Source organism: Klebsiella planticola, assembly GCF_000783935.2.
GTDB classification, from domain to species: Bacteria; Pseudomonadota; Gammaproteobacteria; order Enterobacterales; family Enterobacteriaceae; genus Klebsiella; species Klebsiella planticola.
In genome coordinates, this window is the sequence record NZ_CP026047.1 from 4,273,044 (window position 1) to 4,295,231 (window position 22,188).

Annotated in this window: 21 protein-coding genes; 7 read left to right on the forward strand and 14 right to left on the reverse strand. The window is 57.8% G+C overall.

Annotated elements, in window-relative coordinates; translation table 11 throughout:
• Window positions 1-9 precede the first annotated feature (9 nt).
• On the reverse strand, window positions 10-990 hold the full coding sequence (gene ydcK / locus MC50_RS20475; protein WP_032687917.1) for a YdcK family protein: 981 nt from the start codon (window positions 988-990) through the stop codon (window positions 10-12).
• 126 nt (window positions 991-1,116) lie between these two features.
• Here ydcK and tehA point away from each other — a divergent pair, with 126 nt between their 5' ends.
• Together tehA and tehB are read left to right on the forward strand one after the other, a co-directional pair.
• Window positions 1,117-2,121 carry a dicarboxylate transporter/tellurite-resistance protein TehA gene (tehA, locus tag MC50_RS20480; RefSeq protein WP_032687916.1) on the forward strand — a complete coding sequence of 335 codons (1,005 nt, stop codon included), beginning with the start codon at window positions 1,117-1,119 and terminating at the stop codon, window positions 2,119-2,121.
• On the forward strand, window positions 2,118-2,714 hold the full coding sequence (tehB, locus tag MC50_RS20485; protein ID WP_032687914.1) for a tellurite resistance methyltransferase TehB: 597 nt from the start codon (window positions 2,118-2,120) through the stop codon (window positions 2,712-2,714). Before tehA ends, tehB begins: the two co-directional genes overlap by 4 nt.
• Here tehB and pepT read toward each other — a convergent pair.
• Window positions 2,711-3,940 (reverse strand): peptidase T, encoded by a 1,230-nt coding sequence (gene pepT / locus MC50_RS20490; RefSeq protein ID WP_047664842.1) that lies wholly within the window; start codon window positions 3,938-3,940, stop codon window positions 2,711-2,713. The two genes, tehB and pepT, sit on opposite strands and share 4 nt — an antisense overlap.
• A gap of 115 nt (window positions 3,941-4,055) precedes the next feature.
• Between pepT and MC50_RS20495 the strand changes: the two genes are divergently transcribed.
• Complete coding sequence (locus tag MC50_RS20495; RefSeq protein WP_032696296.1) at window positions 4,056-5,648, forward strand: ABC transporter substrate-binding protein; 1,593 nt, start codon at window positions 4,056-4,058, stop codon at window positions 5,646-5,648.
• Between the two features lie 135 nt (window positions 5,649-5,783).
• Window positions 5,784-6,452 (forward strand): DUF3313 domain-containing protein, encoded by a 669-nt coding sequence (locus MC50_RS20500; protein WP_047664843.1) that lies wholly within the window; start codon window positions 5,784-5,786, stop codon window positions 6,450-6,452.
• Window positions 6,453-7,284: 832 nt separating this feature from the next.
• On the opposite strand, the gene MC50_RS20505 is transcribed toward MC50_RS20500, so the two are convergent.
• Window positions 7,285-8,181 (reverse strand): DMT family transporter, encoded by an 897-nt coding sequence (locus tag MC50_RS20505; protein ID WP_047664844.1) that lies wholly within the window; start codon window positions 8,179-8,181, stop codon window positions 7,285-7,287.
• Between the two features lie 183 nt (window positions 8,182-8,364).
• Here MC50_RS20505 and MC50_RS20510 point away from each other — a divergent pair, with 183 nt between their 5' ends.
• Window positions 8,365-9,231, forward strand: a complete 867-nt coding sequence (locus tag MC50_RS20510) for a helix-turn-helix domain-containing protein (RefSeq protein ID WP_032696295.1) — start codon at window positions 8,365-8,367, stop codon at window positions 9,229-9,231.
• Here the strand turns inward: MC50_RS20510 and MC50_RS20515 are convergent.
• Window positions 9,211-10,377 (reverse strand): benzoate/H(+) symporter BenE family transporter, encoded by a 1,167-nt coding sequence (locus tag MC50_RS20515; RefSeq protein ID WP_032687905.1) that lies wholly within the window; start codon window positions 10,375-10,377, stop codon window positions 9,211-9,213. The two genes, MC50_RS20510 and MC50_RS20515, sit on opposite strands and share 21 nt — an antisense overlap.
• 190 nt (window positions 10,378-10,567) lie before the next feature.
• Here MC50_RS20515 and MC50_RS20520 point away from each other — a divergent pair, with 190 nt between their 5' ends.
• Together MC50_RS20520 and MC50_RS20525 are read left to right on the forward strand one after the other, a co-directional pair.
• Window positions 10,568-11,116: a helix-turn-helix domain-containing protein gene (locus tag MC50_RS20520; protein WP_032687903.1), complete on the forward strand. Its 549-nt coding sequence runs from the start codon at window positions 10,568-10,570 to the stop codon at window positions 11,114-11,116.
• 232 nt (window positions 11,117-11,348) lie between these two features.
• Complete coding sequence (locus MC50_RS20525) at window positions 11,349-13,313, forward strand: peptidase U32 family protein (RefSeq protein ID WP_032687901.1); 1,965 nt, start codon at window positions 11,349-11,351, stop codon at window positions 13,311-13,313.
• 13 nt (window positions 13,314-13,326) lie between these two features.
• Here the strand turns inward: MC50_RS20525 and MC50_RS20530 are convergent, their stop codons facing one another.
• The 10 genes from MC50_RS20530 to MC50_RS20575 all read right to left on the reverse strand — a co-directional run bounded on the left by MC50_RS20530 (window position 13,327) and on the right by MC50_RS20575 (window position 22,182).
• Window positions 13,327-13,560 (reverse strand): DUF2554 family protein, encoded by a 234-nt coding sequence (locus tag MC50_RS20530; RefSeq protein ID WP_032687899.1) that lies wholly within the window; start codon window positions 13,558-13,560, stop codon window positions 13,327-13,329.
• A 155-nt stretch (window positions 13,561-13,715) separates the two neighbouring features.
• Window positions 13,716-13,994: a hypothetical protein gene (locus tag MC50_RS20535; protein ID WP_046852580.1), complete on the reverse strand. Its 279-nt coding sequence runs from the start codon at window positions 13,992-13,994 to the stop codon at window positions 13,716-13,718.
• Window positions 13,995-14,093: 99 nt separating this feature from the next.
• Window positions 14,094-14,219: a DUF2474 domain-containing protein gene (locus tag MC50_RS20540; RefSeq protein ID WP_004861503.1), complete on the reverse strand. Its 126-nt coding sequence runs from the start codon at window positions 14,217-14,219 to the stop codon at window positions 14,094-14,096.
• On the reverse strand, window positions 14,219-15,229 hold the full coding sequence (gene cydB, locus MC50_RS20545) for a cytochrome d ubiquinol oxidase subunit II (RefSeq protein ID WP_047664845.1): 1,011 nt from the start codon (window positions 15,227-15,229) through the stop codon (window positions 14,219-14,221). The genes MC50_RS20540 and cydB overlap by 1 nt, the downstream gene beginning before the upstream one ends.
• Window positions 15,229-16,626, reverse strand: coding sequence for a cytochrome ubiquinol oxidase subunit I (locus MC50_RS20550; RefSeq protein WP_047664846.1), 1,398 nt, complete (start codon window positions 16,624-16,626; stop codon window positions 15,229-15,231). The genes cydB and MC50_RS20550 overlap by 1 nt, the downstream gene beginning before the upstream one ends.
• A gap of 238 nt (window positions 16,627-16,864) precedes the next feature.
• Window positions 16,865-18,031, reverse strand: coding sequence for an iron-containing alcohol dehydrogenase (locus MC50_RS20555; protein WP_047664847.1), 1,167 nt, complete (start codon window positions 18,029-18,031; stop codon window positions 16,865-16,867).
• 9 nt (window positions 18,032-18,040) lie between these two features.
• Window positions 18,041-18,355 (reverse strand): putative quinol monooxygenase, encoded by a 315-nt coding sequence (locus MC50_RS20560; RefSeq protein WP_032687893.1) that lies wholly within the window; start codon window positions 18,353-18,355, stop codon window positions 18,041-18,043.
• A 13-nt stretch (window positions 18,356-18,368) separates the two neighbouring features.
• Window positions 18,369-18,947 (reverse strand): glycerol-3-phosphate responsive antiterminator, encoded by a 579-nt coding sequence (locus MC50_RS20565; RefSeq protein WP_032687892.1) that lies wholly within the window; start codon window positions 18,945-18,947, stop codon window positions 18,369-18,371.
• On the reverse strand, window positions 18,944-20,506 hold the full coding sequence (locus MC50_RS20570; protein WP_032687891.1) for an FAD-binding oxidoreductase: 1,563 nt from the start codon (window positions 20,504-20,506) through the stop codon (window positions 18,944-18,946). Before MC50_RS20570 ends, MC50_RS20565 begins: the two co-directional genes overlap by 4 nt.
• The gene (locus tag MC50_RS20575; RefSeq protein WP_046852577.1) at window positions 20,503-22,182 is read right to left on the reverse strand and encodes a glycerol-3-phosphate dehydrogenase/oxidase; all 1,680 of its coding nucleotides are present in this window, start codon (window positions 22,180-22,182) and stop codon (window positions 20,503-20,505) included. The genes MC50_RS20570 and MC50_RS20575 overlap by 4 nt, the downstream gene beginning before the upstream one ends.
• Between the last annotated feature and the right edge of the window lie 6 nt (window positions 22,183-22,188).

The window sequence follows — 22,188 nt, forward strand, 5'->3', positions numbered from 1 at the left end:
GATACAGCGCTACAGCGATCCCAGCAGCGGCGTGCGGGTAATCTGCTGCGCGCCATTGATCACTTTGCGACCGCGCAGATGAATCGCATCGCCGTTCAGCGCCTCAATCCGCGCGTTGTCGGTAATTTCAACCCGATGTTCGATCACCACATCGCCACTGATGTGAGCATGTCCTTGCACCAGCACGTCGTCATCCAGCAGGATCGGGCCGCCGCACAGCCGGGCGTGACCGCCCACCATCACCCGATGTTTGAGCACGCAGTTGCCCTCAATCACGGCGTTCTCTGCCACCTGCGAACTGTAGCGTAGCGTCGGTATCGCATCCTCAGCGCGTCCGGCAATCAGGCGCGCATGGTCGTAGACCCTGGCGTTATCGCAGACCCAGACATCGTTTTCTTCATTGCCTTCCAGCCGGGCATAGTCAAATATTTCCGCTCGGTGCTCAACAAAGGCGTGCTCCACGAAGGCATCCCCGTAAATCTGCGCCTGATGAACGATGCGCGAAGCGCTGACCGTCGCCCGCTGGTAGATTTGCAGATATTTATCGCGGTCGGCGGTCAGTCCCTGGGCGGCGATAATCAGGCAGTGGGGGAGAATGCGCGCCTGGTCGGCAAGGCGGCAGAAGCCGCGAACGCGGGAGTTTTGAAGCGTGACGTTGTCACAGATAAGGGCGTGATGACTGATGGTACCGTGGTCGATCCATGCTTCGTCGCGGATGATAGCGAAGTGGCTGACGATGCAGGTCCCGGTCAGCCGCGCATTACCTTCGATCCGCGCACCGGCAAACACCGCGCTGTTGGGGTCGTAGATCCAGCAGGTGCCCGCCTGACTCAGCGCCGCCTCATCGTCCAGCCAGCCGCCTTCGCTGCCGGCCCGCACATCGGCGAAATCACGCAGGGCCACAATTTGCCGCAGATTTACGCTATGTTTAATCCCGTCCTCTTCATAGTGAAACAGGCGAACCTTGTCGCTCAGACGATATTTGTTCATCAAGATTTCTCTTATCAAGGCTTCTTTTTACTTTTGGTTAACACAAACATAGCAAAAATCTCCGTAGCGTGTTTTATAAGGTTCTTTTAAAATGCAACTTAAAGATAAATTGAAAAAATAAATAAAATGAATAAAAAACCGCTTGAACGGCAGGTCCTGAATTTACCTGCAGGTTATTTTGGCATGGTGCTGGGCACGATCGGTATGGGCTTCGCGTGGCGCTATGCCAGCACCCTCTGGCCGGTGAGTCGGGCTATCGGCGATGGTCTGGTGGCGCTGGCGGCAATGATTTGGGCGCTGCTGACGATAGCGTTTATCTCCCGGGCCATTCGCTTCCCGTGGAGCGTGCTGCAGGAGATGCGCCATCCGGTTGCCAGCAGCTTTGTCAGCCTGTTTCCCGCCACCACGATGTTAGTGGCTATCGGCTTCGTACCGTGGTTTCGCCCGCTCTCGCTGCTGCTGTTCAGCCTTGGCGTGGTGCTCCAGCTGAGCTATTCCGCCTGGCAGAGCGCCGGGCTATGGCGCGGAAAACACCCGAGCGATGCCACCACGCCGGGACTCTATTTACCGACGGTGGCAAACAATTTCATCAGCGCGATGGCCTGCGGGGCGCTCGGCTTTAACGATGCCGGGCTGGTGTTTCTTGGCGCCGGGATCTTCTCGTGGCTGAGCCTGGAGCCGGTGATTCTGCAACGACTACGCAGCCATGGCGAACTGCCCGCCGCGATGCGCACCTCGCTGGGTATCCAGCTGGCGCCAGCGCTGGTGGCGTGCAGCGCCTGGCTCAGCGTCAACGGCGCAGAGGCGGATACGTTCGCCAAACTGCTGTTTGGCTATGGCCTTTTACAACTGCTGTTTATGCTACGTCTGATGCCGTGGTACCTGCGGCAGCCGTTCAATGCGTCCTTCTGGAGCTTTTCTTTTGGTATTTCCGCATTGGCCAGCACCGGATTGCATCTTGGACACAGCCAGCCGAGCGGCTTGTTCCATTACTTATCGATTCCGTTGTTTATCTTTACCAATCTGATTATTGGACTGCTGTTGCTACGCACGTTTCTGCTGTTGCTGCGGGGGAAATTGCTGATTCGCGTCGACCGGGCCACATTATTAAACAATAAGGACTTATCATGACTATCCGTGACGAAAACTACTTTACTGATAAATACGGGCTGACCCGTACCCACTCGGAAGTGGTCTATGCCGCGACCCAGGTGCCGCCGGGAAAAGCGCTGGATCTGGGGTGTGGCAACGGGCGCAATAGCCTCTATCTGGCGGCAAACGGCTTTGATGTGACGGCGTGGGATAAAAACCCGATGAGCATCAATAATCTGGAGAGCATTCGTGCGCAGGAAGAGCTGAGCAATCTCCAGGCGGCGGTCAAGGATCTGAATAGCTTAAGCTTCGACGGTGAATATGACTTTATTCTCTCCACCGTGGTACTGATGTTCCTTGAAGCGAAAACTATTCCGGGACTCATCGCGAACATGCAGCGTTGCACCAGACCGGGCGGCTACAACCTGATCGTTGCGGCAATGGACACCGACGATTATCCCTGCACCGTTGGCTTCCCGTTTGCCTTTAAACCTGAGGAACTGCGGCGCTACTACGCCGGCTGGTCGTTCCTCAGGTACAACGAAGAGGTGGGCGAGCTGCACCGCACCGATGCCAACGGCAACCGTATCAAACTGCGTTTTGCCACCATGCTGGCGCAAAAGCCGGTTTAACGGGCCGCCAGCAGGCAGAGCTGTAACGCCGTATGATACGAGGCCTCAAAGGCGCGCAGCGGCAAAAACTCAAATTTCGAGTGGAAGTTGTGCGCGCCGGTGAAGAAGTTGGGCGTTAGCAGGCCTTTTGCCGAGAGCGCCGCACCATCGGTACCGCCGCGCATTGGCGTAGGTTTTGGCGTCACGCCAATGCTCTCCATGGCTTCGAACATCAGGTCAATGGCCCGGCGATCGTCGCCAATGGCATTGCTGATGTTGCTGTAGGTGTCGCTAATCGAAAATTCGACGCTGGCCGTCGGGTATTGTGCGGCAATGTGTTCAGCGACGTCGCCAATCTGCTGTTTGCGGCGTAAAAAGCTCTCGCTGTCGAAATCGCGAATGCTGGCCTGCAGCAGGGTGCTGTTTTGATCGCCCTGAATGCCGTTAAACCAGACGTAACCTTCGCGTCCAGCGGTGTGTTCTGGCGTCTGCAGGCGATCGAAATGGCTGATGTAATCGGCGGCCATCAGTAGCGGGTTGACCAGCACACCTTTGGCGGACATCGGATGGGCGGTCACCCCGGTGAAGCGAATCTCCGCCGCCGCGGCGTTAAAGTTCTCATACACGATCTCGCCCAGTTCGCAGCAGTCGATAGTCCAGGCAAAATCGACGGCAAAACGGCTGAGATCCAGCGCTTTCGCCCCCCGCAGGCCCACCTCTTCATCGGGGACGAAGGCCACCACGATATCACCGTGACGATGTTCCGGCGTCAGGTTTTCCAGCACCGTCACCACCACCGTGACCGCCGATTTGTTGTCGGCGCCGAGCACACTGGTGCCATCGCTGAAAATAATCTCTTCGTCCGGGTAGGCGAGAATCTCCGGATGCTCGGCAACCCGCAGCCAGATCTGCTTTTCACTATTCAGGCACAGATCCTCGCCGGTAAAACGCAAAATTTGTGGATGAATGTCCGGGGACAGCCCGACGTCCACGGTGTCGATGTGGGTGATAAAGCCAATCCGCGGCGCGCCCGGAACATTCCCTCTTTTTACCGCGGTGACGGTGGCATGGTCATCAATCACGATATCGTCCAGCCCAAGGCGGCGTAACTCGTCGGCAAGCTCGCGGGCCATCTCATGTTGTCCCGGCGTGGTTGGCAGCGTGGTAGCGCGCGGGTCGCTTTGGCTGCTGATGGCCAGGTAGCGGAAGAAGCGCTGGGTCAATTGACTGGCAAGTGGAGATGGCATAGTGATTCCTTCTTTATTTATTTTTTCAGGTGTTTGCAATCTGGCTTTAGTGTTATGTATGGGCAGGAAAACAACAAGCTATTCATTAGCTGACAAATTAAAAAAGGAAAACGTTATGCAACGCAAACTCACCACGCTTGCTCTGACAATAACGGCACTCACGTTTGGTTCCGCCGTGAGCGCAAAAACGCTGGTTTACTGCTCCGAAGGATCGCCGGAGAATTTCAATCCTCAGCTCTACACCTCCGGTACCAGCGTGGACGCCAGCGCGGTTCCGGTTTATAACCGGCTGGTTGACTTTAAGGTGGGCACCACCGAACTGCAGCCGAGCCTCGCGGAAAGCTGGGAGGTCAGCGACGACGGAAAAGTCTATACCTTCCATTTACGCAAAGGGGTGAAGTTTCAAAGTAATAAATATTTCACGCCCACCCGCGATTTTAATGCCGACGATGTGATTTTCTCCTTTATGCGGCAAAAAGATCCGCAGCATCCTTATCACAACGTCTCCGGCGGCAGCTACTCTAACTTTGAAAGCCTGGAGTTTGGCCAGTTAATTACCGCTATTGATAAGCCTGATGAGTATACGGTGCGCTTTACGTTGGCCCGCGCCGAAGCGCCGTTTGTGGCGGACCTGGCGTGGTATTTTGCCTCTGTGTTATCGGCGGAATATGCGGATGCGATGCTCAAAGCCGGTACCCCGCAGCGCGTCGATTCCGACCCGATTGGCACCGGTCCCTTTAAGCTGGCGCAGTATCAGAAAGATTCCCGCATTCTTTATACCGCCTTCCCGGACTACTGGCAGGGGAAAGCAAAAATCGATCGGCTGGTTTTTAGCATTACCCCGGACGCTTCGGTGCGCTATGCCAAACTGGAAAAGAATGAATGCCAGGTGATGCCATTTCCTAATCCGGCCGATTTGCCCAGGATGAAGGAAAATAAAAACATTCATCTGCTGAATAAGGCTGGCTTGAATACCGGGTTCCTTGCTTTTAATACGCAAAAACCGCCGCTGGACAATGTCAAAGTGCGTCAGGCCCTGGCGATGGCGATTAATAAGCCGGCGATTATTGAAGCGGTGTTCCACGGTACCGGCACGCAGGCGAAAAACCTGCTGCCGCCGGGGGTATGGAGCGCGGACGCGGAACTGAAAGATTATGACTATGACCCGCAGAAAGCCAAAGCGCTGCTGCAGGAGGCGGGTATTAGCGGTCCGTTAACGATCGATCTGTGGGCGATGCCGGTGCAGCGTCCTTATAACCCCAACGCTAAGCGGATGGCGGAAATGATTCAGGCCGACTGGGCTAAAATCGGCGTACAGACCAAAATCACCACCTATGAATGGGGTGAATATCTGAAGCGGGTAAAAGATGGCGAGCATCAGGCGGCGTTGATGGGCTGGACCACGGCGACCGGCGATCCCGACAACTTCTTCGGGCCGCTATTTACCTGTCAGTCGGCGAACGGCGGCTCTAACTCGGCGAAATGGTGCTATCAGCCATTTGATAAAATTATCGCCGAGGCAAAATCGATTACCGATCGTCCAAAACGCGAAGCGCTGTATAAACAGGCGCAGCAGATGATGCATGACCAAATGCCGGCGGTGATGATTGCGCATTCGACTATTTTTGAACCGGTACGCAAAGAAATTTCTGACTATGAAATTGATCCTTTTGGCAAGCATATTTTCTATCAGGTCGACATAAAGTAAACAATAAATGTCAATCCGCCCACCGTGGCGGATTTATTTTTTCAAACGTTTGACGTTCCCCTTTTTTTGTCACAAAACTTACCTTGGTATTTTGCTATAAATCGCGCCGACAACTGCATTTACAGGGATTCACTCATGCGTACTCATTTCATTTTTAAAGTGGCAGCACTTGCTGGTCTGTTAGCACTCGCGGGCTGTGCCTCAAAAATTGCCGCCCCGGAAAAATATTCTGGTTTCTTAAAAGACTATTCGAACTTAAAAGAAACGACGTCGGCTTCTGGTAAGCCAGAACTGCGCTGGATCGCTGCGGATTACAATCCGCAAAACTACGATAGCATCGTCTATAACCCGATTACCTATTACCCGGTGCCAAAACCCTCTACCCAGGTCGGGGAAAAAGCGCTGAGCGATATTCTCGCTTATACCAACAAACAGATGAAGCAGGCGATAGCCGAGCGTAAACCGCTGGTAGCGAAACCCGGCCCGCGCAGCCTGATTTTCCGCGGCGCGATCACCGGCGTGGATTCCAGTAAAGAGGGGCTGCAATTCTATGAAGTGGTTCCGGTCGCGATGGTGGTGGCAGGAACGCAGATGGCGACCGGGCACCGGACAATGGATACCAACCTCTACTTTGAAGGGGAGCTGATTGATCCGGCGACCAATAAACCGGTGGTCAAAGTGGTGCGTAAGGGCGAAGGCAAAGCGCTGGCGAACGAAAGTACGCCGATGACCATTGATACCCTGAAACAGGTGATTGATGACATGGCGATCGATGCCGTGAAATTTGACCCGACGCAGAAATAATCCTGCGACAACGCAAAAGGCGCCTCCTGAAGGGCGTCTCAGATTGTCGGCAAATCACATTGCCCGACGGCGCTGCGCTTGTACGGGCCTACAGAGCTTGTGCAAATCTTAGCGATGACGGGTTTTGTAGGCCGGGTCAGGCGTCAGCCGTCACCCGGCAAAACGTGGGCACGATGTTTAAAACGGGCCTGTCATGAATCTCAGGCACCCTTCGGGATAGCGCACTGGATTGTTGACAGAGCAAGCCACTTAAATTGCCCGACGGCGCTGCGCTTGTACGGGCCTACAGAGCTTGTGCAAATCTTAGCGGTGACGGGTTTTGTAGGCCGGGTCAGGCGTCAGCCGCCACCCGGCAAAACGTGGGCACGATGTTTAAAACGGGCCTGTCATGAATCTCAGGCACCCTTCGGGATAGCGCACTGGATTGTCGACAGAGCAAGCCTCTTAAATTGCCCGATGGCGCTGCGCTTGTACGGGCCTACAGAGCTTGTGCAAATCTTAGCGATGACGGGTTTTGTAGGCCGGGTCAGGCGTCAGCCGCCACCCGGCAAAACGTGGGCACGATGTTTAAAACGGGCCTGTCATGAATCTCAGGCACCCTTCGGGATAGCGCACTGGATTGTCGACAGAGCAAGCCTCTTAAATTGCCCGATGGCGCTGCGCTTGTACGGGCCTCCAGAGCTTGTGCAAATCTTAGCGATGACGGGTTTTGTAGGCCGGGTCAGGCGTCAGCCGCCACCCGGCAAAACGTGGGCACGATATTTAAAACAGGCTTGTCACAAGTCTCAGGCGCCCTTCACGAGGGCGCCTGTTTTATGTCAGCCGGCAGGGATTAAGCCAGTCTGCGGCGCAGGAACCACTGCTCGGGACGGGCAAACATCACCAGATTCCCCACCAGAATCAGCGCCAGCCCGATAACCGCGTTGCTGTGCCAGACGTAGCCTTCGTAAAAGGTCGAAATCGTCAGGGCCACCAGCGGGAACAGCAGGGTACTGTAGGCGGCTTTTCCGGCGCCAATCCGGCCAACCAGCGTAAAGTAAGCGCCGAACGCAATCACCGATCCGAACAGCGCCAGGTACAGCAGCGCGCCCATATAGCTCAACGTCCACTGGGGCGTGAAATCATCGCCGCGCACCAGAGCGATAGCTCCCATCACCAGGGTGCCGTAGAGCATCGCCCAGCTGTTGGTGGTCAGGGTTTCCAGACCACGGCGCTGGTGGCGCATACTGAGCATATTGCCGAGAGAAAAACCGTAGGTTCCCAGCGCGCTGAGACCAATTCCCCACAGCAGGGAGGCGTTGAGCCCGTTACTGAGCAGATCGTCCCAGAACAGCGTGATAATCCCCACGAGGCCAAGCGCGGCGGCAAGCCAGAAACGAACGGGCGGCTGCTGACGGAAGAAAATAAACCCGTTGATGGCGTTAAACAGGACCGCCATGGAAAAAATAACCGATTCAAGACCGGTGTTGATGTGCGCGGCGGCGGTATAAAAGCACCAGAAGTTGAAACAGAAGACGCAGCAGCCCTGCACTACACAGAACAGATGATCGCGCAGCGCCAGCGGACGCAGACGACGGGTTGCCAGCAGTATCGCCAGCATCGTGACGCTGGCGACCGCGAAACGCCAGAAAATGGAGACCGGCGCGGAGACCGGCCCCTGTTGTAAAAAGATGGCAATCCATGTCGTTCCCCAGATAACGACCACCAGCCCGTACAGTATTGCGTTCAAAATATTTCTCCCATAAGCACACCAAAGACGCAGTGTGGCGGTTATTGAGCGCCGCCGCTGTCATCCTTGCGGGTTGGACTTGCAAATTCTTGCGCTTATTTTTACCGAATGACCGGAGAGATCTGGTATCCGCTGCCGACTCTTCATAGACTAGGGGTTTACGAAATCAGATGTGTGAAGGCCATGGCTTACGGGACGTTCGAAACATTACGCCGACAAAAAGCCGTCCTGCGGGAGACGGTGGAGCTCAACTCCGGTATTCAACTGGCGGCGTGGTATAACAATCGCGATACGGTGACGGTGCGCAGCGACCACCATACCCTGAGTCTGTACGTCGCGGATGGCTACGAAAGTTATCAGAAAACCCCCGCCGGCTGGAAAAACGGCGGGGGTCCGGACCGTTTTTGCCTGATGCCGAAGGGAGCTGAGAGCACCTGGGATATTCGCGGCGACCTCTCGTTCGTGCATCTGTACTGTACCGACGACCATCTGCGTCGGGTCGGCGAGCAGATCTGGGACCGCAGCCCGGCCTCGTTTAGTCTGCAGGAACAGACCTTTTCCCGGGATGATAAAATTACCGCCGTCTATCGCCAGTTTCTTCTCGATTACGACTGGCAGCAGCAGGCCAACCAGCTGACCTTAAGCTCCGCCAGCACGCTGCTGCTGACCCATCTTATTCAGCACTACTCGAACGTTCAGTGGCGGTTGCCCACGGTCTCCGGTGGCCTGGCGCCGCACGTTCTGCGTAATCTGCTGGCGTGGGTTGAGGAGAACCTGGATCAGCCGCTGACGCTGGCCGATCTGGCGCAGGAGGCGGCGCTCAGCGAATATCACTTCGCGCGGATGTTCCGGCAGTCAATGAACATGGCGCCGCACCAGTATGTGATGCAGCGGCGGATGGTCAAAGCGCAGGAGCTTATATGCCGCAGCGCCCGGCCGTTGACCGATATCGCGATGGCCTGCGGTTTCAGCTCCGCCAGCCATTTCAGCAACCGGGTGAAAAGCGCCACCGGTCTGACCCCTTCGCAGTTACGTGCGGCGCAGCGCTGACAGCAGGGCGAAACTCACGCCGCCGAGCACCAGCCCCCAGAATGCCGAGCCGATTCCCGCTAAGGTCACGCCGCTGGCGGTGACCAGAAACGTCACCCCCGCCGCATCGCGTTCATTCTCCTGATTCAGCGCCTGAAACAGACTCCCGCCAAGCGTTCCGAGCAGCGCCAGCCCTGCCAGCATCTGAATCCACGCCGTCGGCAGCGCGGACATCAAGGCGGTAATCGAACCGCCGAACAGCCCGGCCAGCAGATAAAAACCGCCCGCGGCGGCAGCGGCCAGCCAGCGCCGCTGCGGGTCAGGATGGGCCTCCGGACTTTGGCAGATGGCGGCGGTAATGGCGGCAATACAGATGGAGTAGACGCCAAAAGGGGACAGTATCAGCGCCAGTCCGGCGGTCGCGACAATCAGCGGCGACACGGGCACCCGATAACCGGAAGCCTGCATCGTGGCGAACCCGGGGGCGTTTTGCGAGGCCATGGTGACCAGGAAGAACGGCACGCCGACGCTGAGCAGCAGTGACGGGGTAAACTGCGGCGCGATATATTCCGGGGCGACAAAAGCAAGGCTGATGTGGTTCCCGGCGACATTGCCGGAGAACACGGCGATGGCGCCGCCGACCAGCAGCGCAGCCACCACCGCAAAGCGTGGATACAGCGCTTTACACAGCAGCCAGGCTGCCAGCATTGCGCCGCACAGCAGGAGATGGTCTTCAAGGGTGGCGAAGGCCTGCAGGCCGAAGCGCAGTAAAATCCCTGCCAGCATGGCGGCGGCGAGCGAGTGGGGGATAATTTTCATCAGCCGGGCAAAAAGGCCGGTCAGCCCGCATAGCACCATTAGACCATTGGCAAAGATAAACACGCCGACCGCCTGGTTCAGCGTCGCGCCCGGTAAGCCGCTGACCAGTAGCGCGGCGCCGGGGGTTGACCAGGCGGTAAGGATCGGCACTTTGCGCCATAGCGTGAGGGCCAGCGTGCTGATCCCCATCCCCAGGCCGAGGGCCGTCATCCAGCCGGCTATCTGATCCGCATTGGCACCTGCGCTGGCGGCGGCTTGCCAGATAATGGCGGCTGAGCTGGCGTAGCCGACCAGGACGGCGATAAACCCGGCGAGCAGCGTTGGCAGCGGGAGTGAGAACGAGCGCATAGTGACCTCTTGTGCGTTATAACATCCGACAAAATGTAGCACCGTGCGCTATAACGCACAACCATCTTTTCCCTCTTTCCATGCCGCCGTTATCGTCGTCCCGGCAGTTCCAGACGCGTTTCCCGACGAAACTCCCTGTAGAATCATACGAATGCGCGTATAATTTCTGCTGAGCATATCAGGAGGTGGAATGAATATTGCGCAACATCTGGCGACGACCCTGAAAACGCTGCGTCAACAGCGCGGCTGGAGTCTGTCGCGACTGGCGGAAGAGACCGGGGTGTCAAAAGCGATGCTCGGGCAGGTTGAGCGAAATGAATCCAGCCCGACGGTGGCGACCTTGTGGAAAATCGCCACCGGTCTGAACGTGCCTTTCTCGGCGTTTATCGTCGCCGATGAATCGACCGCGCCGACCGCCTTTGACCCGCAGCAGCAGGCGATGGTAGTGACGCCCATTTTCCCGTGGGACCCGGAGCTGCGTTTTGACCACTTCTCGATTACTCTCGCCCCCGGCGCGCTCAGCGAATCCACGCCGCACGAGAAAGGGGTGATTGAACATGTGGTGGTGATAAGCGGCGTGCTGGATCTGTGTCTGCAGGGGGAGTGGCTGACGCTAACGAGCGGAGAAGGGCGGCGGTTTGCCGGAGATCTGGCGCATGCCTATCGTAACAGCGGCGCGCAAACGGCCCATTTTCACTCGCTGATTCATTATCCCAAAGAAAAAGCCGCAGAGATTTAACCTGCGGCCAATCAAATGATTAATGTAACCACTCACAACGTGACGAGGAAAATCCGGAATACGTGATGACTGTAACCGTAGACGTTTTGCGAAGGAAATACCTTTTCCTTCAATGCTTTGCTGGAAACTGAAAATTCACCCATTCCCCGTGATGGAAAATGATTTCGTCTGTGCCCACTTCTGACTACAATAGCCGCCATTTCGACCCCCTATAACGGATAACGACGAGCGTATGCGCCTGCACAACCATCATCTTGAACTTCTTAGCCCCGCCCGCGATGTCGGGATCGCCCGTGAAGCGATTTTACACGGCGCAGACGCGGTTTATATCGGCGGACCGGGTTTCGGCGCACGCCACAACGCCAGCAACAGCCTCAGCGATATCGCCGGACTGGTGCCTTTCGCCCATCGCTACGGCGCGAAAATCTTTGTGACGCTGAATACGATCCTGCACGATGATGAGCTGGAACCGGCGCAGCGACTGATTACCGACCTGTATGAAACCGGCGTTGATGCGCTGATCGTGCAGGATATGGGGGTGATGGAGCTGGATATTCCGCCGATTGAGCTGCACGCCAGCACCCAGTGCGATATTCGCAGCGTCGAGAAGGCAAAATTCCTCTCCGACGTCGGCTTTAGCCAAATCGTGCTGGCGCGCGAGCTCAACCTGCAACAGATTAAAGCGATTTACGATAATACCGACGCGACGATCGAGTTCTTTATTCACGGCGCCCTGTGCGTGGCCTATTCCGGGCAGTGCAATATCTCTCATGCCCAGACCGGGCGCAGCGCCAACCGCGGAGACTGCTCCCAGGCGTGCCGTTTGCCGTATACCCTGAAAGATGACCAGGGCCGCGTGGTGGCCTATGAGAAACACCTTCTGTCGATGAAAGACAACGATCAGACCGCCAACCTGGCCCAGTTGATCGATGCCGGCGTGCGCTCCTTCAAAATTGAAGGTCGCTACAAAGATATGAGCTACGTGAAGAACATCACCGCGCACTATCGTCAGATGCTCGACGCGATTATTGAAGATCGCGGCGATCTGATGCGTTCGTCCGCCGGGCGCACCGAACACTTTTTCGTCCCCTCGACGGATAAAACCTTCCATCGCGGCAGCACCGACTACTTTGTCAATGCGCGCAAAGGCGACATCGGCGCGTTTGATTCACCGAAATTTATCGGCCTGCCGGTGGGTGAAGTGCTGAAAGTGGCTAAAGACCACCTGGATGTTGAAGTGACCGAGGCGCTGACCAATGGCGATGGCCTCAACGTGATGATTAAGCGCGAAATCGTCGGTTTCCGCGCCAACACGGTGGAAAAAACCGGCGAAAATCGCTATCGCGTATGGCCGAACGAGATGCCGGCCGATCTGCATAAAGTTCGGCCTCACCAGGTGTTGAACCGTAACCTCGACCATAACTGGCAGCAGGCTTTGCAAAAGACCTCCAGCGAGCGGCGGATTGCGGTCGACATCAACCTCAGCGGCTGGCAGGAGCAGCTGGTGCTGACGATGACCTGCGAAGATGGCGTCAGCGTCACCCACACCCTGGACGGCGAGTTTGCCGAAGCGACCCAGGCGGAGAAAGCGCTGGCGAACCTACGGGACGGCGTGGCCAAGCTGGGGCAGACTATCTATTTTGCCCGCGATGTGCAGATCAATCTCCCCGGCGCGCTGTTTGTGCCGAATAGCCTGCTGAACCAACTGCGTCGGGAAACGGTAGAACGCCTGGACGAGGCGCGGGTGAATGCCGCGCCGCGCGGCCAGCGTAAAGCGGTTTCCGTGCCGCCGCCGGTTTACCCTGAAACCCATCTGTCGTTCCTTGCCAACGTCTATAACCATAAGGCGCGTGCGTTTTACCAGCGCTATGGCGTAAAGCTGATCGATGCGGCCTATGAAGCGCATGAAGAGAAGGGCGACGTGCCGGTGATGATCACTAAACACTGTCTGCGTTTTGCCTTCAATTTATGTCCGAAGCAGGCCAAGGGGTCGATTAAGAGCTGGAAAGCGACGCCGATGCAGCTCATTCACGGTGATGAAGTGCTGACGCTGAAATTCGACTGCCGTCCGTGCGAAATGCACGTCATCGGCAAAATGAAAAATCATATTTTGAAAATGCCGCTTCCGGGGAGCGTTGTCGCCTCGGTCAGTCCGGATGAGCTGTTGAAGACCCTGCCAAAGCGTAAAGGCGCCTGATCGACGGCAGACGCTACTGGCGGAAGTCCATTTTTGGTTTGCGCGCATTCTGCCAGTGGTGACGTTCGCGCAGATCGGCGGCGGCCTCGTTCCGCTGGCTGCGCAGCTCATCACTGTCGGCCTCGTGCAGCAGCTGCTGTTCGAGGCTTTGTACCGGGAAGTATTCATGTCCTTGTTTGCGGGCCAGCAGATGGCCGGAAAATAACGCACACATCAGCACTAACGCCGAAACGCATCTCTTGAGCATATCTATTTCCAGTGACAGACGAGTGGGGCTACTATGCTCTGAATTTCTTGAGCTTTATTATCGGGTTATCAAAGAAGAGCAAAGTCTGCGTCAGTCTTTCCTGACGAATGGCGAAAAAAAGCCCGGCGCGATGCACGCGTCGGGCCACAGCAGGATTATTTTTTCGGTGGCAACGGTTTGCCATTGTGCTGGCCGTCTTTCGGCGGCTGTTGGTTGCCGTGTGCGGGCGACTTGCCTTTCGACGACGGTTTGCCGTTATGCTGTGCGCTCTGCGCTGGCCGTTTAGCGCTGTGCTGCTGCAGGTTCTTATTGTGGCCGTTATGCTGTTGGCCTGCGGCCGCTTTCCCCGGAGGCGGCGGGGGATTATCGGCCGCAAAGGTCAGGGAAGAGAGCGCCAACGACATCGCCGCAGATAACAAGACAATCTTTTTCATCGCTACATCCTTTATTTTTATGTGCTTTGAGATTTCAGCAAATAAAAATGGAGAGACAATGGAGTTCTTGCTAATCAGAGTAATCCGCAGCGCCGGGGATTAAACTTTCAGCCCGGCCGCGGTCATTAAAAAGCGAAAAAGCATACTGACTGCCCCCAGCGCCAGCACGCTGGTCCCCCACAGCGCGACCATCCATAATAATTGCTTCAGTCGTGACTGATTCATCAATGATACCCCTCACCATGTTGGACTTTGCCGCGAAACACGTAATAGCTCCAGAAGGTATAGCCGAGGATCACCGGAATAATCAGCAGGGCGCCTACCAGCATGAAGCCCTGGCTCTGCGGCGGCGCGGCGGCCTGCCACAGCGTAATGCCCGGCGGAATAATGTGCGGCCAGATACTGATCCCCAGACCGCTGAAGCCGAGAAACACCAGGCCCAGCGTCAGAATAAAGGGCAGCGCATGGCGGTGTGGGTTGCGCAGGTCCCGCCACAGCCAGGCCCCGAACGCCACAACCAGCAGGGGAACCGGCAGCAGGAAAAAGAGGTTCGGCAGAGTGAACCAACGGGCGGCGATGGCCGGCTGCACCAGCGGTGTCCACAGGCTGATGACGGCGATTGCGATCAGCAGCGCCAGCAGCAGCGTCCGCGAGGTATGGCGCATTTTGTCCTGCAGCGGGTTTTCGCTCTTCATGACCAGCCAGGTGGCGCCCAGCAGCGCATAGGCAATGGTCAATCCGAGACCGCAGAACAGGGTAAACGGCGTCAGCCAGTCGAGCATCCCGCCGCTAAACGCGCGTCCGCTCACCGAAAAGCCATTAATGACCGCCCCAACAACCACCCCCTGGGAAAAGGTGGCCAGCAGCGAGCCGCCAAGAAAAGCGCGATCCCAGAACGGGCGGTGTGACGGCGTTGCCTGAAAGCGAAACTCAAAAGCCACGCCGCGAAAAATCAGGCCGATGAGCATTAACGTTAGCGGGATCGCCAGCGCATCGATAATCACCGCATAGGCGAGGGGAAACGCGCCGAACAGCCCGGCGCCGCCAAGCACCAGCCAGGTTTCGTTGCCGTCCCAGACCGGCGCCACGCTGTTAACCATGACGTCACGGTCTTCAGCATCGCGGGTGGTCGAGAACAAAATGCCGATCCCTAAATCGAAGCCATCCATCACGATGTACATCAGGGTGGCGAAGACGATAATGACGAACCAGATAACTGAGAGATCGATCCCCATTAGCGGGACTCCTTATACTGAAAACCTTCCGTTGCCGCGGAGAGCGGGCGGGCCGGGGTACCGGATAGCGGTGGATTGAAGGTCTGCGGTCCTTTGCGGATCAGGCGCAGCATATAGCTGTAGCCGACGCCAAATACCGAGCTATAGACGATGAAAAAGGTCAGCAGACTGATAGTCATATGCAGGTCGCCATGGGCGGAGACGGCATCGGCAGTGCGCTGTACGCCATAGACCACCCAGGGCTGACGGCCCACTTCGGTGGTGACCCAACCGGCGAGAATGGCAATCAGCCCGGAAGGGCCCATCCACAGGGCAAAGCGCAGGAAGGGTTTCGACTGATACAGGCGCTGGCGGTAGCGCAGCCATAGCGCCAGCGCTCCAAGCAGGATCATCAGCATGCCGAGCCCGGCCATCAGGCGAAATGACCAGAAGACAATGGTCGAGTTGGGGCGGTCCTGCGGCGCGAATTCTTTCAGGGCAGGAACCTGTTTATCCAGACTATGCGTCAGGATCAGGCTACCGAGTGCCGGGATCTCAAGGCCATAGCGGGTGCGCTCCTGCGCCATATCCGGCCAGCCGAACAGCAGCAGGGGCGTCGGTTCCCCCGGCCGGTTTTCCCAGTGTCCCTCGATGGCGGCAATTTTTGCCGGCTGATGTTTCAGGGTGTTCAGGCCGTGCATATCGCCAATCATCGCCTGAATGGGGGCAACGATAAGCGTCATCCACAGCGCCATTGAAAACATTGCGCGAATTGCCGGCGTGTTATTACCGCGCAGCAGATGCCACGCCGCCGAGGCGCCGACGAACAGCGCGCTGCTAAGAAAAGCCGCTACCGTCATATGAAGCAGACGATACGGGAACGACGGGTTGAAGATAACCGCGAACCAGTCGACGGGAGCCACCTGGCCGTTAACGATTTCAAACCCCTGCGGCGTCTGCATCCAGCTGTTGGAGGCGAGGATCCAGAAGGTCGAGATGATGGTCCCCAGCGCGACCATGCAGGTGGCGAAAAAGTGCATGCCGGGGCTGACGCGGTTCCAGCCAAAGAGCATGACCCCGAGGAACCCGGCCTCAAGGAAGAAGGCAGTCAGGACTTCATAAGTCAGCAGCGGGCCGGTAATACTGCCGGCAAACTCGGAAAAACCGCTCCAGTTGGTGCCGAACTGGTAGGCCATCACCAGACCGGAGACGACGCCCATGCCGAAGTTAACGGCGAAAATCTTTGACCAGAAGTGGTAAAGCGAGCGCCAGACAGGATTTTTTGTCTTCAGCCACAACCCTTCCAGTACCGCCAGATAGCTGGCCAGGCCGATGGTTATGGCGGGAAAGATAATGTGAAATGAGACGGTAAAGGCGAATTGAATTCGCGCCAGGTGGAATGCATCAAGACCGAACATGCAGAACTCCGCAAGAAAATTGATTCAGCGCAATTCTAGGCGGCGAGAGTTTCGGGTTGCAGAGGCAGAAAGGCTATTTTTTGTGATAACAGTTGCCTGACTGTTATGCCTTTTATCGGGGGAGTCAGGCGATGATGATGATCCACGAGCGGGATGTTATCTGCGGCTGGTCGCTGCGTACGCCGGAGAAAAAATGCGCGCCGCGTTGCGCTTGAGTCAATCCGCGGCGCGAACGGTCTTAAAAGGCCTGTTGATAAAGCCGCAGCGCGTCGCCCTCGTTGACCGTCACCGGGTTATTCACCAACAGCCGGGTTTGCAGCATGGCATCCCGGGCGAGCAGCGGCAGTTGAGCTTTATCAACTCCGACATCTCGCAAGCGCTGCGGCGCGCCGCTGGCAACGATAAGACGGGTCATTTCGGCAATGAATGCCGCGCTATCCCGTTGCACATCGCCACCGGTCTGTAGACCGATAGCCGCCGCAAGTTCTGCATACAGCGCCCCCGCTACGGGAGCATTGAAATGCAAAACGGGGATCAGCATCAGGGCGTTTGAGAGGCCGTGGGGCACGTGATAGCGTCCGCCAAGTGGATAGGCGAGCGCATGAACGGCTGCCACCGGCGCGTTGGCAAAGGCCTGACCTGCCAGCATCGCCCCGAGTAGCACCCCTTCGCGCGCCTCGCGATCCTGCCCGTGGCGACAAGCGTTGAGCAGATGACGAGTCATCAACCGCAGCGCTTCGCGGGCCAGCGCATCCGATAGCGGATTTTTTTTATGGGCGCTAGTATAGGCTTCGATGGCATGGACCATCGCATCAATTGCGGCGGCCGCGGTATGCACCGGGGGTAAGCCGAGCGTCAGGTGGGCATCCAGCAGGACCACATCGCAATACAGTTGCGGGGCCACAACGCCCATTTTGCTGTTTTCACCGGTGGTGAGAATCGCGATGTTGGTCACTTCGGACCCGGTTCCGGCCGTCGTCGGGATTTGCATCAGCGGCAGACGCGTCCCTTCGACCTTATCTATGCCGTACATCGCCTCGAGCGGCTGCTGCGACGGCGCGAGCACGGCGGCCATTTTCGCCACATCCAGCGAGGAGCCGCCGCCGATCCCAATGACCATGTCGCAGCGTGCCTCACGGGCCTGTTCCGCCGCACGCAGGGCCAACTCGGCGGGCGGGTCGGCGACGACCCGGTCGAATCGGGTTACCGTATAGCCGCTGCGGCGCAATGCGTCCTCCACCGGTGCCAGCACACCGGCGCTCACCAGGCCGGGGTCGGTGACCAGTAAGATTCGCCTGGCCTGAAAGTAGCGCTGGACGATTTCGCCCAGTCGCGTCGCACCTTGCCATTCGACGAGAACGGTCCCGACGGTGGTGAAGGTGAAGGCCTTTCCTGATGGGGGCATACTGACTCCTTATCTGTCGTTGTCTGTCTGCGGAACTAAAAAGCTCTCCACCTCTTTTTTATCCAGCAACGGGGCTATCACTTCGAGGCCCAGGTGTTGAAAATGCGGGGTCGCCCGGTGCGCATCGAGCCCGCCTGCGTGGCGATAACGCTCGAGGATCACGAAGTGCCGACGATCTTCCCGGGACTGAAAGAAGGCATAGGAGAGATTGTCCGTCTCCTGACGCGTGGCTGCTGCGAGGGCGTGCAATGCGGTTGCCACGTGCTCAATCTCATCCGGACGAGTGTAGTAGTGGGCGATGACCTGTAACTGCTGATTTCCCATAGAAAGCTCCGCGTTATTTCGTTGAAAGGGGCAGATTCCACAGCGCACTATCGCTGCTGGAGACCGCCGTCGCGCCGCTGGCAAGCGCCGCGCGGATTTGCGCTTCATTACTGACAAACCCGGATGCGACAATGGGCGGCAGGCGCTGGCGATCGGCCTGCGGCAACATGGCGAGCATCGGGGCCGGCATCAGCTGCACGTAATCGGGCTCGCTCTGCTCCAGCGCATGCAGGCTGCGAAGCCAGGTCGAACGATCGGTGACAAAGATCTTTTGCATCGTTACCAGTCCGCTTTTTTTTGCCCGCTGCACGGTCTGCAGGCGCGTAGAGAGCAGCCCCATGGCGCCGGTTTCGGCAATATAGTCGATCCCGCCTTTATCCTGCGACAAGCCGTTGCAGCTGTCGATATTGACGATCACATACTTGTCTGCCTTGGCCAGCAGGGTAATCACCGGCTGGAGTTTAATCAGATCGATATTGGCAATAATGCAGACCTGCGCCCGACTGGTGAGCGCCACTTTTAACTGGTCGATGCCGTAGATCGCCATAATCATCGGGTGGCACGCCAGCTGCGTGCCGAGGTTTTTGATCATTGTTGACCTGCCGGGCGCGAAACGTATTCATCGCTCAACCCCAGTTTCCCCGGATTGAGAATACGGTGTGGATCGAGTGCAGCTTTGATCTCCGCCATCACATTCAGCGTTTCGCCTAAGGCGGCCTGCATATAGGGCGAACGTAATAAACCTACGCCATGATGATGGCTGAGAGACGCGTTATGGCGAATCAGCACCGCGTTTGCCGCGTCCCAGGCAGCGCGATACCAGGCCGCTCGCTCCTTCACGGCAACATCTCCGCGCAGCGAAAAGTACAGACAGGCGCCGTCGACATAGGCGTGAGACTGATGGGCGGAGCCGGCGAGGGTACCCGGGACGGCGTTAATGGCGGCGACGACCTCCTCATAGAGAGTGGCCAGATCTCGCCAGCGGCCAACCATCTCCAGGGTATCGGCCACCAGGCCTGGGCTGCGGGCAAACCCTTCGGCGCTTTTCCCGGTGAGATAGCGGGTATCCAGCCAGCGCTCAAATATCGGATCGCTCTCCAGCGGCTGTCCCTGGCATTGCTCACAGACGCGCGCCGAGATGGCCATCACCGCGTCTACCAGCTCCTTTTCGCCCTCATCGGCAATCAACAGAACGTTGGTATCCGGTAAGGAGAACTGCACGCCGCTTTCGAGGTTATCGTACAGCCGCAGGGCAGCGGGGGTTGCGCCGTGCTGGAGGATCTGCCGGCAGGCTTCGAGGCCGTCGGCAAAGCTGGTGAAACCCCAGGCGATGGCGCGGCCATACTCCGGCAGGCGATGCAGTTTCAGGCGTACGCGCACAATGACGCCCAGCGTCCCCTCAGAGCCGATAAACAGCTGCTGAATGTCCGGTCCGGTGGCGCTGCGCGGCGCACCGCCGACGGTAATTAAGCGTCCATCAGCCAGCACCACATCCATGCCGTAGACCATATCTTCAATTTTCCCGTAGCGGGTCGACAGTTGACCGGCGCCGCGACAGGCGACCCATCCGCCCACCGTGCTGATGCCAAACGAGGAGGGCCAGTGGCCCATCGTCATGCCGTACTCCTGCTGAATGGTTTGTTCGAAGATATCGCCAAACATCCCGGCTTCTACCTCAACAATCTGGCTGTCCGGGTCAAACGTCAGCAGTTGGTTGAGGTCACAGACGTCGAGCACAATGCCGCCGCGCACCGGCAACGCGGCGCCGGTAACGTTGCTGCGTCCGGCGGAAACCGTTAGCGGCAGATGGTGGCGATGGGCGATTCTGACCACCTCCTGAACCTGCTCGACGCGGGAGACGCGGACGATAACCGCAATTGGGGTCGCCGGGTTGCCATCGGTCTCGGCGATCATCGAGCCAGCCCACCAGTCGCGGGTCCAGTTCAAGACATCATGACGGGCGGTGAGCACCTCGTTAGCTACGCTACGCAGCTGGTCAACAATGCTTTCACTCACAGTGACAGGGTCACGTTGCAGGCTGTGCCCGCGGCCCTCGACCTGACTTTGTGCGGCCCAGCCCGGTGGCGTGTGGACGCCGACAAGATAATTGCCGCGGTTATAACCACGCTTAATCGCTTCTTTACTGATCATTCTGCGCTCCCCATAAGGATGGATTTTTCATGTTTAACGGCGGCCCGGTAGGCGGCAATTTGCTGCGCAACGACTGCCGGGGCCAGGTTGAGTTCCTGCTGTAAGAGTTCGCCGACGCGGTCGGCGGCGGCGGCCGAGGCATCCCGCGCCATCAGCCGGGCGCGTAAGCGACGTGACAAAATGTCGTCGACGCTGCCGGCCAGCTCATGGCGAATGGCGTAAACCACTTCGGCTTCGGTGTAAGGCAGACCGGCAATAATCGGCGTGTCTAACCCCGGGTTGGCGTGGATGAGGTCGCTGACAAAATGGGCTTCGGCGCCATAACGCTCACCGAGATGGGCAGAGAGCCCGCCGGAAGCGAGAATTGCCTGCGGATCGTAGCCAGCGGCCCCAAGTAAAAAGGCGTTTTTGGTGGAGCAGGCGCGTTTGCGTCCCAGCAGTTTCGCGGCCGTATCGACGGTCTGCTCCGCCATATGCCGGGATGTTGTCAGTTTGCCGCCGACAATCGTAATCAGGCCGTCCGGCGCGACGTTAATTTCGTGATTGCGCTTCAGTTCCACGGTTTTTCCGCCGGGGCTGCCTATCAGCGGGCGGCAACCGGCAATACTGCCCACCACATCCTGCGCGGTGAGCTGGGTTTTGAGCGCGGAATTGGCACCATCCAGCAGAAAATCCAGCTCTTCCCGGGTGCAGCACACATCGTCCAGGTCACCGTCATAATCTTCATCGGTGGTACCCAGATAGGAGACATTGCCCCAGCGGGTAATGGTAGCGCGGCGTTTGCGCCCGGCGACGGGGATGGTGACCGTGCAGTCATTGCGAATTTTAAGCCACGGAATCGCGACATGGACGCCTTTTGCCGGACGGATTTGTAGTGCCGACGAGGCGCCTTTTTTCTGCCCGTCCCAGTCGCGCAGCCACACGCCGGTGGCCATAATCACCACCCGGGCTTTGACCGCGAGCTCATGCTCGTCGGCCAGGATCCGCACGCCGTTCACTTTGCCATGACCATCGCGGGTCGTGGCGATCACCTGAGCATGGTTCACCACCGTCGCCCCGTGAAATGCGGCGGTGCGTACCAGGGCCAGCGTCAGCCTGGCGTCATCGACTCTGGCGTCAAAGTACATAAATCCGCCGGAAAGCTGTTCTTCATTAAGCGTCGGGCAGTGGGAGAGCACCTCCGCCGGCGTGAGTTTCTGGTGCAGAATGCCTTCTCGCCAGCCGCCGGCCAGATCGTAAGTCCACAGCAGGCTCTCAAAGGCGGAGGCCATGCGTTTGTCGAAAATGCCGTTTTTATCCAGCACCGGAAACATAAACGGCAGGCGCTGAACCAGATGGCGGGCATTGCGGCGCAGACGCTGACGCTCAAGCAGCGAGTGGCGCACCAGCCCTAAATTCCCCTGTTCGATATAGCGCAGGCCGCCGTGGACCATTTTTGATGATTTGGACGAGGTGCCGGAGGCAAAGTCGTTCTTTTCCACCAGCGCCACGCGATAGCCACGCAGGCTGGCGTCCAGCGCGGTGTAGGCACCGGTGACGCCGCCGCCGACGATCAAAATATCAAAGGTATCGCTGGCCAGCCGGTCCAGCTGTTCTTCGCGCTGCAGGCGCAGCGGAGCGGTGTCGAACATCTCGCTGCGCGCTTTGTTGGCTTTACGGGACGGAAAAAACTTCATCAACGC

Bases quoted from the DNA above. Each gene is read 5' to 3' on its own strand.
- MC50_RS20535 (WP_046852580.1), bottom strand. From the start codon at position 13,994: ATGAAAAAGATTGTCTTGTTATCTGCGGCGATGTCGTTGGCGCTCTCT.
- MC50_RS20565 (WP_032687892.1), bottom strand. From the start codon at position 18,947: ATGATCAAAAACCTCGGCACGCAGCTGGCGTGCCACCCGATGATTATG.
- MC50_RS20495 (WP_032696296.1), top strand. From the start codon at position 4,056: ATGCAACGCAAACTCACCACGCTTGCTCTGACAATAACGGCACTCACG.
- MC50_RS20510 (WP_032696295.1), top strand. From the start codon at position 8,365: ATGGCTTACGGGACGTTCGAAACATTACGCCGACAAAAAGCCGTCCTG.
- tehA (WP_032687916.1), top strand. From the start codon at position 1,117: ATGAATAAAAAACCGCTTGAACGGCAGGTCCTGAATTTACCTGCAGGT.
- MC50_RS20575 (WP_046852577.1), bottom strand. From the start codon at position 22,182: ATGAAGTTTTTTCCGTCCCGTAAAGCCAACAAAGCGCGCAGCGAGATG.
- pepT (WP_047664842.1), bottom strand. From the start codon at position 3,940: ATGCCATCTCCACTTGCCAGTCAATTGACCCAGCGCTTCTTCCGCTAC.
- MC50_RS20520 (WP_032687903.1), top strand. From the start codon at position 10,568: ATGAATATTGCGCAACATCTGGCGACGACCCTGAAAACGCTGCGTCAA.
- MC50_RS20540 (WP_004861503.1), bottom strand. From the start codon at position 14,219: ATGAATCAGTCACGACTGAAGCAATTATTATGGATGGTCGCGCTGTGG.
- MC50_RS20560 (WP_032687893.1), bottom strand. From the start codon at position 18,355: ATGGGAAATCAGCAGTTACAGGTCATCGCCCACTACTACACTCGTCCG.
- tehB (WP_032687914.1), top strand. From the start codon at position 2,118: ATGACTATCCGTGACGAAAACTACTTTACTGATAAATACGGGCTGACC.
- MC50_RS20530 (WP_032687899.1), bottom strand. From the start codon at position 13,560: ATGCTCAAGAGATGCGTTTCGGCGTTAGTGCTGATGTGTGCGTTATTT.
- MC50_RS20500 (WP_047664843.1), top strand. From the start codon at position 5,784: ATGCGTACTCATTTCATTTTTAAAGTGGCAGCACTTGCTGGTCTGTTA.
- MC50_RS20525 (WP_032687901.1), top strand. From the start codon at position 11,349: ATGCGCCTGCACAACCATCATCTTGAACTTCTTAGCCCCGCCCGCGAT.
- MC50_RS20515 (WP_032687905.1), bottom strand. From the start codon at position 10,377: ATGCGCTCGTTCTCACTCCCGCTGCCAACGCTGCTCGCCGGGTTTATC.
- ydcK (WP_032687917.1), bottom strand. From the start codon at position 990: ATGAACAAATATCGTCTGAGCGACAAGGTTCGCCTGTTTCACTATGAA.
- MC50_RS20570 (WP_032687891.1), bottom strand. From the start codon at position 20,506: ATGATCAGTAAAGAAGCGATTAAGCGTGGTTATAACCGCGGCAATTAT.
- MC50_RS20555 (WP_047664847.1), bottom strand. From the start codon at position 18,031: ATGCCCCCATCAGGAAAGGCCTTCACCTTCACCACCGTCGGGACCGTT.
- MC50_RS20550 (WP_047664846.1), bottom strand. From the start codon at position 16,626: ATGTTCGGTCTTGATGCATTCCACCTGGCGCGAATTCAATTCGCCTTT.
- cydB (WP_047664845.1), bottom strand. From the start codon at position 15,229: ATGGGGATCGATCTCTCAGTTATCTGGTTCGTCATTATCGTCTTCGCC.